We start from the raw sequence: 9041 nt of genomic DNA, 5'->3' as shown, positions 1-9041 counted from the left end.
GGTAACAAGCCCTTCACCGAAGGGACTTCCATCGGCACGGACTGGCAGCAGTTCACCAAGGTGATGGCCGCGGACGTGTCGGGTGACGGTCACGCGGACGCGCTGGGTATCCGGCCGGACGGCACGATGTGGTATTTCCCGAACAACATGGATTCCAACGCGGGTGGTAGGCCGTTCACCACGAAGATTCAGGTCGGCAAGGACTGGCAGCAGTTCGTCAAGGTGATCGCCGGCGACTACAGCGGTGACGGACACGCCGACCTCGTCGCCGTGCGGGCGGACGGCACGATGCGTTACTACCCGAACAACATGGACTCCAACCCGGACCACCTGCCCTTCACCACCGGTCAGGACATTGGCGGCGGCTGGGAGATCTACAACAAGATCGTCTGACGTTGACGGGCCCCGGTGGAATTGGCTGCCGCCGGGGCCCGTCTCGGATGTCGTTACCTGGTCAAAAATAGTCCCGACGAAGATTTTACGAATGGAGTTTGTGTGCGGAAACTCTTGGCGTCTTTGGTGACGCTGACAACTGTCGGTGTCGCGGTGCTGCTGGGGGCGGGGCCGGCGCAGGCGGCCGGTTACCTGTATCGGCCTGGTGACGTGATGCACCTTGACGGACCAGGCAGTCTGCCGAATTTCTGTACCGGCGGTTACGCGGTCCGTGGCTCGAGCGGAATGTTCCTGGTCTCCGCGGGTCACTGCTGGGGTTACGGCCGGATCGGGAACGTCGTGTTCGGCACCGACCGCCGCTTCGGCACCGTCATTCGCAACGACCGGATAGGCGACGTATACGATACGAACTCGTTTGATGGAGCCCTGATCCGCATGGATGCGGGGGACGACGCCACGCAGATCGTTGTGGACCCGGTGACCGGACGCAGCCCCGGAAAGGTTGTGGGGTACTTCAACAACAGTGCGCTGAGTGCGGGCATGGTCATCGGCAAGATGGGTCGGAAGACGGGCTGGACGGAAGGAAGAATCACCGAGTGGCGTCTCCTCCGCTACAAGGACGGCGTGCGTGACTACCTGCTGTGCTCCACGGCGGATTCGGATGGCGGGGACAGTGGTGGTCCGGTGTGGCAGTCGGACGGGGCCGGCCACGTGTGGGCGGTGGGGATCACCATCGCGCGAAGCAACGGGATGATGTGCTTCAATCCCATCCAGAACGTACTTTCCCGGTTCGGCGCGACGCTGCCCGTCCACCCGTACACCAGAGGCGCGGGGCAGCAGCCATCTCGGGTGACCGAGCGCTCCGGCCCGCCAATCCCGGTCAACCCTGATCCTGTTCCCGGGGAGCTCCTCTAACTCGTGCGGGTTACGGGGAGAACGTAGCTCTCGACGGAGGGCCGGGTCTCCGGTGTGGGCGCCGTGAACAGCGGCGGCGCCCACACCGGAGACCTTCGTGCGTGTCCGGGCGCGGTCAGTCGCGCGGCGTGGTCGAGTCGACCAACGCCCCTGCCCGCGGGCCCTCCGACCTCGTGGCCACCCGCCGGCCACCACTGTCCATCTCGACAGCCGGGACCGGTGAGCAACTTGGCCCGCCCGGCTGAGTAAACCGATGGCGCCTACGGCTAAGGTCGTAGGAAGGTGGCAGATCGATCGGATGAGATGTGCGTAGGCTTCGCGTGGCCCAGGCGGCCCGGTCTGAGCAGCGATTTCGCTCAAGGACGTAGACGCCGACACCCGCCCGCGATCAGGGAGGTTCGGTGGGCAACCGCAGACCGACAATGGCTGATAAGTTGGACCGGCTGTTCAAGACGGTCCGCCCAGGAGGTCGTGAGTACTCGTACGAGGAAGTCGCAACCAAGATCCGCGCCACCGGTGTCATGATTTCGCACACGTATATCTGGCAACTCCGTAAGGGGCACCGTGACAACCCCACAATTCGACACATCGAAGCCCTAGCACGTTTCTTCGGGGTCTCCCCGGTCTACTTTCTCGACGACGATGCTGCCCGTCAGATTGACGATCAGCTCGAGCTGCTCGCCGCGCTCAGCGACACGTCGGTGCGCCAGGTAGCTCTCCGCGTGGCCGGCCTCTCCGCCCCCAGCCTCGCGGCAATCAACGGCATTATCGAACACGCCCGCCGGATCGATCGGCTGACCGAGTCCGGGGGTGAGTCGCCTCGTCGACCCCCCGCCCCAGCACCTGACGACACGCAATGACCTGAGGAGCCTGACATGCGGCTGCGGCGGCTTGAGCGGAAGGCCGCACGCCTCCTCGACGACCTGTCGTTGCCCCGGCTCCTCACCACGGCCGCCCTCTGCGCGCACATCTCCGTGGCCAGGCGACGCCCGCTGCACCTGCACCCACTCTCCATGGTGGGCACTCCGGGGACTCCCGGGGGAATGTGGATCGAAACCGAAGCTGCCGACCACATCTTCTACAACGGTGACACCAGGCCACTGCACCAGCAGCACATCATCTTGCACGAGATCGGGCACATGCTCTGCCGTCATCGCAACACCGAAACTGACGCGCTCGCCGCGATCATGCCCGATCTCGATGTGGAGATGATTCTCTCCGTGCTCGGGAGGTCGACCTACTCCCTCGTGGCCGAGCAGGAGGCGGAAGTGATCGCGACGCTGCTCGCGCAGCGCATGCAGTCGTCGGAAGTCGACCTCAAGCCCGCGAACATTCTTGAAGAGTTCAGCAACCGGGCGGCCCGAGATGTCCGGCGCTAACCTGCTCGAACTCGTCGCCATCGGAGCGCTCTGGCTGGTGCTGGCCATCCAGGTGGGCCGCAGCAGGCAGTCTACGCGGGACACGTGGGCCTTCCTGTTGCAGGCGGGGCTCGCCGTCGCGGCCACCCTCAACCTGGCTGCGGTAAGCCGCATCATCGACACGACGACCGGTCTGGTGGACCTGAGCGTTCTGGTGAAGAACATGGCCGGTCTGGCCGTCGCCTATCTCGCATCCGGCCTCGCGATCGCGATCGCCAACGCCACACCCGGGGTGAACTACCGGCCCAGGGCCGGGCTCCTGCTGCCGGTCGGCGCGGCGATCGGCATGTGTTTCCTGTTCGCGGCAGCCCCGCACCATCCCGGCGGCGACGACTTCGTCACCGAGTCCGCCAAATCGCCGTACACGGCCTGGTATGGAATTCTCTACCAGTCCGCCATCGTGCTCGCTGTCACGCGGGCGTTGCTGACCATCTGGAAGCTCGCGTTGACACGCTCGGGCAGCAGAGGCAACTGGAGCATCGTGGTGACGGCCGTCGGCGGCACGGTCCTGCTGCTCTACGTCCTCAATCGCATCGCGTTCATTCTCAGTCACGCGGCGCATATCGAAATCCTGTCGGGGCCCGGCTATGTCTTCTTCTCGAAGTCGCTCTTCGGCATCGGGCTGACACTGCTCGCGATCGGATCGGCGGTGCCGGTCAGCAGGCCGGCGCGCCGGTATATCCGCGACAGCGTGCGGCTGCACCGCCTCTACCGGTTGTGGCACACGCTGCAACGGGCCGTACCTGATGTGGTCCTGGGAGCCCCGCCAAGCCGAATCGCCGACGTCACCAACGTGCTGCAGGTTCGACTACGTCTTTACCGGCGGGTCATCGAGATCCGGGATGCGCAATCGGAGTTGGCCACCTTCGTCGGTGAGTCGACGGTCGCCGCCGCGCAGGACTTTGTGCGTCGGTTGGGGCTCACCGGCGAGTCCGCCGAGGCCGCCGTCGAGGCGTGCTGGACCGCCGCCGGACTGCGCTTCAAGTCCGAACACTCCGTCGAGAGCGGTGGCACGTTCGCTTTCGCCGGTAGCGCCGCTGTGCCTGATCTCGACAGTGATGTCGAATCGCTTCTCCGGGTGCGGTCCTTCTACTTCTCATCCGCGATCCACACCTTCGTTTGCCCACCGCCACCCGCCGAACGTCCCAGGCCCGCGCCGACCGTCGACGAACGCGTGTGACGGTCCGGCGGCGCGTCGGGGACCGGCCGCGGCCGACGGAATCCCGACGCAGGGAGCCCGCTGACCCTCGGATGTCCCACTCTTGTAGTCGGCTCACGACAGTGGGTGACCGAAGGCAAGGACTGTGGAGGTCGGCATGCTGATCATCGCCGCGGACAAGGCGACATACCCGCCCAACGGCCAGATCCCCAACCTGGAAGACGACGAGAAGGCGTGCGCCGAGATCGGCGAGCGGATCAAATCGCTCCTGCCCGCGGGATTCGAGGGCGACGTCCTCGGGCAGTTGATTACCTGGTCGGGGAGCACCCTGGGACGCGCCCAGACCTTCGACACCTGGGCCGACGCCGTCAGGGCCGCGACCACGTATGCGCAGGACGAGTTCGCCGGCAACACCGACCAACGGCAGCGCGACGAGGCCCTGGACAACACCGTTCTGGACCGGCTCGGAGCGGCGGTGCTGAGCACCGGGCGGACCGGCGACCCGCAGATCGAACGGCGCGACAAGAGCCGCAGGTGGGCCAACTGCGGCCTGGCCGCGTTCCAGATCCGCGAGCAGTTGCAGGCCAAGGGCGGCAAGCTTGTCCGCCAGTCGCTCCAGGCCTACGGCGTCGGCAAGGGCGCGGATCTCAAGAAGGCCCTGCTCGCCCTGCCCGCCAGCGCGGACACCGTCCTGCTGCTCGACTGCCAGTTCCCGCAGGTACACAACTTCATCATCGAGGCGCACCACGACGGGTCGCGTTACCTCGCCCAGGGCTACCAGGGCAGCTACTTCGCCCACTGGTGGCTCGGGCTGGACGACAGCTACTCCGGCACGCCCACCGCCGAGATCCTCGCCCTGCGCGAGCGGTACGGGTTGGGCCGCCGGATCACCGCGGCAGACTACGAGAGTCTGCTCGACGGCCTGGCCGCGGCCATCTCGTCCGACTGGCAGGAGACCGCCGACCAGTGGAAGACGTTGCCGTTCAACCCCGACCGGCAGGAGGTCGACGGGATCCGCCACCGGTCAAACTCGCCGACGTTCCTCGTGGAGGCGTTCGAGCTGTGCCAACCCGCGGTCGCTCGCGCGGCGCTCGGCGGTCACAACGGCCCGTCGCTCAGCGAGCTGGCGACCCGAGGTCTGACCACGGACTGACGGCACCCCACGGCAACGACGGTGCCGCCGCCGGGCACCATCCGCAATCGGGCGCAAGGCCGCCGCGACCGATGCCGGTGATGAGTTTTCGCGCCCGCGCCCGTCACACCTACGACAGGACATGACGAAGCGGAAGGATGACGTGATGAGCGCGGACACGCGGCTGCACGGGTTGGACGAGGTCGACGAGCTGACGTTCTCGGGGCTGGCGGCGCGGCACCGGCGGGAACTGCACGTGCACTGCTACCGGATGCTCGGGTCGTTCGAGGACGCCGAGGACGCCGTGCAGGACACGCTGCTGCGTGCCTGGCGGCGGCGGGAGACCTTCGAGGGGCGGTCGACGTTCCGGGCCTGGCTGTACCGGATCGCCACCAACGCCTGCCTGGACCTGTTGGCCAAGCGTCGCCCGGAACCCGCGACCGGCGGTGAGGTGCGGTGGCTCCAGCCGTACCCGGATCGGCTGCTCGACGAGCTGCCCGCGGGCGGCGCGGACGAGCCGGAGGCGCTCGCCGTCGCACGGGAGACGATCGAGCTGGCGTACGTGGTGGCGGTCCAGCACCTCGCGCCGCGCCCCCGGGCCGTGTTGATCCTGCGGGACGTGCTCGGCTGGCCGGCGAAGGACGTCGCGGAGCTGCTCGGGGATTCCGTCAACTCGGTGAACAGCGCTCTGCAACGGGCCCGTGCCGGCATGCGGGAGCACCTGCCCGCCGAGCGGCAGGACTGGACCGGCGGCGAGGAGGACTCCGGCACCCGCGAGCTGGTGCGCCGCTTCACCGAGGCGAGCGTGGCCACTGACATCGGCCGCCTCACCACGATGCTGCGCGACGACGTGCGCTGCTCGATGCCGCCCACCCCGGGCCTGCACCTCGGCCGGGACGCGGTGGTGAACGACTGGATCCAGGACGGCTTCGACACCATGACCGGCCTGCGCGGCGTCCCCACCGCCGTGAACCGGCAGCCCGCCGTCGCCTTCTACCACTGGCGGGAGCGGGAGAACGCGTACCTGCCGCTGACGCTGGACGTCCTGCGCATCACCGGCGGGGCGATCACCGAGATCACCATCTTCCATGCCGACCAGTTCCCGCGACTCGGGCTGCCCGAGCGGCTGCCGGCAGACGGCACGAAGTGATCCCGGTATCCGCCCTCAACCGAACGATGGAGCAGTGACATGACCAGCACCAACGCAGCACCGGCGGCCACCCGGACCAACCGCCGCATCCTCGGGCTCGCCGGCACCGGGCTCGTCGCCACCCTCGCGGCGATGGTGACCACCACCCTCGCCGCCGCGCTCGCCCAGGCTCTCGGCGTCGACTTCGAGATCCCCGACGGCGGCGAGACGATCCCGCTGGGCGGGTTCGCCGTGGTGACCGGCTTCTTCTCCCTCGTCGGCGTCGTCATCGCCGCCGCCCTGCTGCGGTGGAGCGCCCGCCCCGCCCAAAGGTTCCTCTGGACGGCGGTGGCGCTGACCGCGATCTCGCTGGTCCCGCCACTGCTCGCCGGGGCGAACGCCACCACCGCCGCGACCCTCGTCGGGCTGCACCTCGTACCGGCGGCGGTGATGATCCCCACCCTGACGCGAAGCCTGCGCGCGCGGGCCGATCGATGAGCCGGTGATGGCGACAGGCGGATCACGCATACTGTCCTCGCGCTGACCGGCGGGTCAGCTCGCGGGCGGTCCCTCCCCGACGAGGCCGCCCGCTAGGGCAGTGCCCGCCCTGCTCGACGGGGGCCCGCCGGGTTCGGGGAAGCGTCAGCCGTCCTGCTCGGCACCGCGATCGGGTGCGGCCATGTCGCCGGTGCCGGGCGTGCCGTCGGCCAGCCCGTAGCGCAGGTAGACGGTGCCCTTGGCGCCTGCCACCGGCGGTTCGAGGAGCGTCAGGTTGGTGGGCACCTCGCCGCCGTCGAACACCTTCTTGCCGACGCCGAGCACGATCGGGTGCACCCACAGGTCCAGACGGTCGAAGAGCTTCTCCCGCAGCAGGGTCTGCACCAGGTTGAGGCTCCCGACGACCTTCACGTGTTCGTGCCGGTCCCGGATCTCGCGCACCGCACCCGCCAGGTCCGGGCCAATCCGGGTGGACCCGGCCCACGACAGGTCCGGCGTGCCACGGGAGGCCACGTACTTCGGGACTCTGTTGAAGAGCGTGGCGATGTCGTCGTCCTGGCCGCCCTCCTGGTGCGGCCAGTAGGCGGCGAAGATGTCGTACGTCCGTCGGCCGAGCAGCAGCGCATCGGTGCCCTCGTACGCGGCCGCGACCTGCGCCCCGGCGACCTCGTCCAGCAGGGGCGCCTGCCAGCCGCCGAACGGGAACCCCTCCGGGTCCTCCTCGGGACCGCCGGGCGCCTGCCCGACGAGGTCGAGAGTGGCGAACAGTTCGATGTGGACGAGGCCCATGTGCCCTACTCCTCACCAGGTGGATGTCGTCGACCCGAAGAGTAGACCGACGCCGGAGCGCGGACCTGTCATCGACTCGCCCGGACGGTGGCGCGTCGGCCCGTCACCGCCGCTCAGCCGGCGCGGGGGCTCAGGTCAGAGACGGCCCCCGCACCGGCGGGTGCGGGGGCGGTCTCTGCCCGGGGTCGGTCAGCCGCCGGCCAAGGTCACCTCGGTGCCGTACTTGGCGTTCTGGTGCGGCAAAACTTCACCAGACCGCCGAGGCGCGCCGGGTCCCAAGCGGCCGTTCTGCCGGCGCCGAACGGGCGACGGCAACCATGATGAGGGTGCTCAGCAACGCCGCGGCGGGTGCCAGCGCCAGGCCGTAACGGACGCCGTTCGCCACCGCCAGACCGGTGAGCGCCGAGCCGGCGGCGCTGCCGACGGTGAACGCGGTGGCGACCCAGGCGAACGCCTCGGCGACGGTGCCCGGCATCGCCAGCTCGTCCACCTTGAGGAAGATGGCGGTCAGCGCGGGCGGCAGCGCGAGGCCGCTGATCGCCAGCAACACCGCCATCACTGCCGGCGGCGGGGTCAGCAGCAGCGGCACGAAGCCGAGGGTCAGCCCGGCGGTGAGCAGCGGCAGACGGCGCGCCCCACCGGACCGGGCACGGGTGTAGAGCAGGCCCCCGACCAGGGCGCCGGTCGCCTGGGCGGCGAGCAGCCAGCCGGCCAGGTGACGGTTTCCGGCTGCTTCGGCGTACGCGGTGACCGCCACCGCGATGCCACCGACCGCCATCCCCGCTCCGGCCACCCCCACCAGCATCACCGTGAGCCGATGCACCCGAAGCGGACCCGCCCAGTGCCGTGCCGCCGCAACGCCGCGCCAGGCGCGGACGGCGGGAGCCCGCACGAACACGATGGTCCCGGCGAGTTGCAGGAGCGCGGCCACGACCAACCCCGCGACCGGGCCCCCGAGCGCCACCGCGAGCAGCGTGCTGAGCGGGCCCACCACGAAGATCACTTCCTGTACGGCGACGTCCAACGCGTACGCGGCCGGCACCGCCGCCGGAGGGAGCAGGTCCGGCCACAGCGAGCGCAGACACGCCTCCAGCGGGGGAGTGCCGAGCCCGGCGATCGCGGCACCCACGGCGGCACCTGTCGCACCGAACGCGCCGGTGGCCACGAAGCCGAACCCGGCGCCGGACAGCACCGCCGAGAGGCACAGCACCGGTGGCTGACGCCAGCGGTCCACCGCCCGGGCGAGCAGCGGCGTACCCACCGCCATCCCGGCGGTGTACGCGGCGACGAGCAGACCGGCCGCGGCAAGGCTGAACGACTCCCGCGCGAACAGCAGGAGGGCGAGCGGACCGGAGGCCGACGGCAGTCGACCCACCTGGGCGGCGAGCAGGACCCAGAGCACCTGCGGGGCACGCAGGACCACCCGGATACCGGTTGAGGACATGAGGCATCGCTCCCGTTGCGATGGAAGGGATCAAGGGACCAGCGGGCACCTGCCAGCGCCGGTCAGGGAGCGAAGTCGGACCGTTCGTGATCGTTGCCGTACAACGGCAGAGGGGGCGTGATCCACCGGGCGTACCGCGCCGCGACCGCCTCCACCGGAACCAC

10 protein-coding genes are annotated in these 9041 nt (G+C 69.2%); 8 read left to right on the top strand and 2 right to left on the bottom strand.

Going from position 1 to position 9041, the window contains the following annotated elements:
• From AB0B85_RS15100 to AB0B85_RS15065, 8 genes are all read left to right on the top strand, one after another.
• The coding region (locus tag AB0B85_RS15100) for an FG-GAP-like repeat-containing protein (protein ID WP_357407476.1) at nt 1-393 on the top strand (393 nt) is incomplete at its 5' end.
• Between the two features lie 102 nt (nt 394-495).
• The gene (locus AB0B85_RS15095) at nt 496-1308 is read left to right on the top strand and encodes a trypsin-like serine protease (RefSeq protein WP_357407474.1); all 813 of its coding nucleotides are present in this window, start codon (nt 496-498) and stop codon (nt 1306-1308) included.
• 401 nt (nt 1309-1709) lie between these two features.
• Nucleotides 1710-2168, top strand: a complete 459-nt coding sequence (locus tag AB0B85_RS15090) for a helix-turn-helix domain-containing protein (RefSeq protein ID WP_357407472.1) — start codon at nt 1710-1712, stop codon at nt 2166-2168.
• A 15-nt stretch (nt 2169-2183) separates the two neighbouring features.
• Nucleotides 2184-2687 carry a hypothetical protein gene (locus AB0B85_RS15085; protein ID WP_357407471.1) on the top strand — a complete coding sequence of 168 codons (504 nt, stop codon included), beginning with the start codon at nt 2184-2186 and terminating at the stop codon, nt 2685-2687.
• Complete coding sequence (locus AB0B85_RS15080; protein ID WP_357407469.1) at nt 2674-3906, top strand: MAB_1171c family putative transporter; 1233 nt, start codon at nt 2674-2676, stop codon at nt 3904-3906. The genes AB0B85_RS15085 and AB0B85_RS15080 overlap by 14 nt, the downstream gene beginning before the upstream one ends.
• A 136-nt stretch (nt 3907-4042) precedes the next feature.
• Nucleotides 4043-5038, top strand: a complete 996-nt coding sequence (locus tag AB0B85_RS15075; protein ID WP_357407467.1) for a hypothetical protein — start codon at nt 4043-4045, stop codon at nt 5036-5038.
• A gap of 145 nt (nt 5039-5183) precedes the next feature.
• Nucleotides 5184-6167 carry an RNA polymerase subunit sigma-70 gene (locus tag AB0B85_RS15070; protein ID WP_357407465.1) on the top strand — a complete coding sequence of 328 codons (984 nt, stop codon included), beginning with the start codon at nt 5184-5186 and terminating at the stop codon, nt 6165-6167.
• Nucleotides 6168-6206: 39 nt separating this feature from the next.
• Entirely contained in the window at nt 6207-6644 is a 438-nt protein-coding gene (locus AB0B85_RS15065; protein ID WP_357407463.1) for a DUF6069 family protein, read from the top strand.
• Between the two features lie 144 nt (nt 6645-6788).
• On the opposite strand, the gene AB0B85_RS15060 is transcribed toward AB0B85_RS15065, so the two are convergent.
• Together AB0B85_RS15060 and AB0B85_RS15055 are read right to left on the bottom strand one after the other, a co-directional pair.
• Entirely contained in the window at nt 6789-7433 is a 645-nt protein-coding gene (locus AB0B85_RS15060; RefSeq protein WP_357407461.1) for a dihydrofolate reductase family protein, read from the bottom strand.
• A 247-nt stretch (nt 7434-7680) separates the two neighbouring features.
• On the bottom strand, nt 7681-8877 hold the full coding sequence (locus AB0B85_RS15055; protein WP_357407459.1) for an MFS transporter: 1197 nt from the start codon (nt 8875-8877) through the stop codon (nt 7681-7683).
• Nucleotides 8878-9041: the final 164 nt, after the last annotated feature.

Source organism: Micromonospora sp. NPDC049044 (genome assembly GCF_040649215.1).
In the GTDB taxonomy this organism is placed as follows: Bacteria; Actinomycetota; Actinomycetes; order Mycobacteriales; family Micromonosporaceae; genus Micromonospora.
The sequence above is the reverse complement of the archived record's forward strand: the minus strand, read 5'-3'. Positions and strand labels throughout refer to the sequence as shown.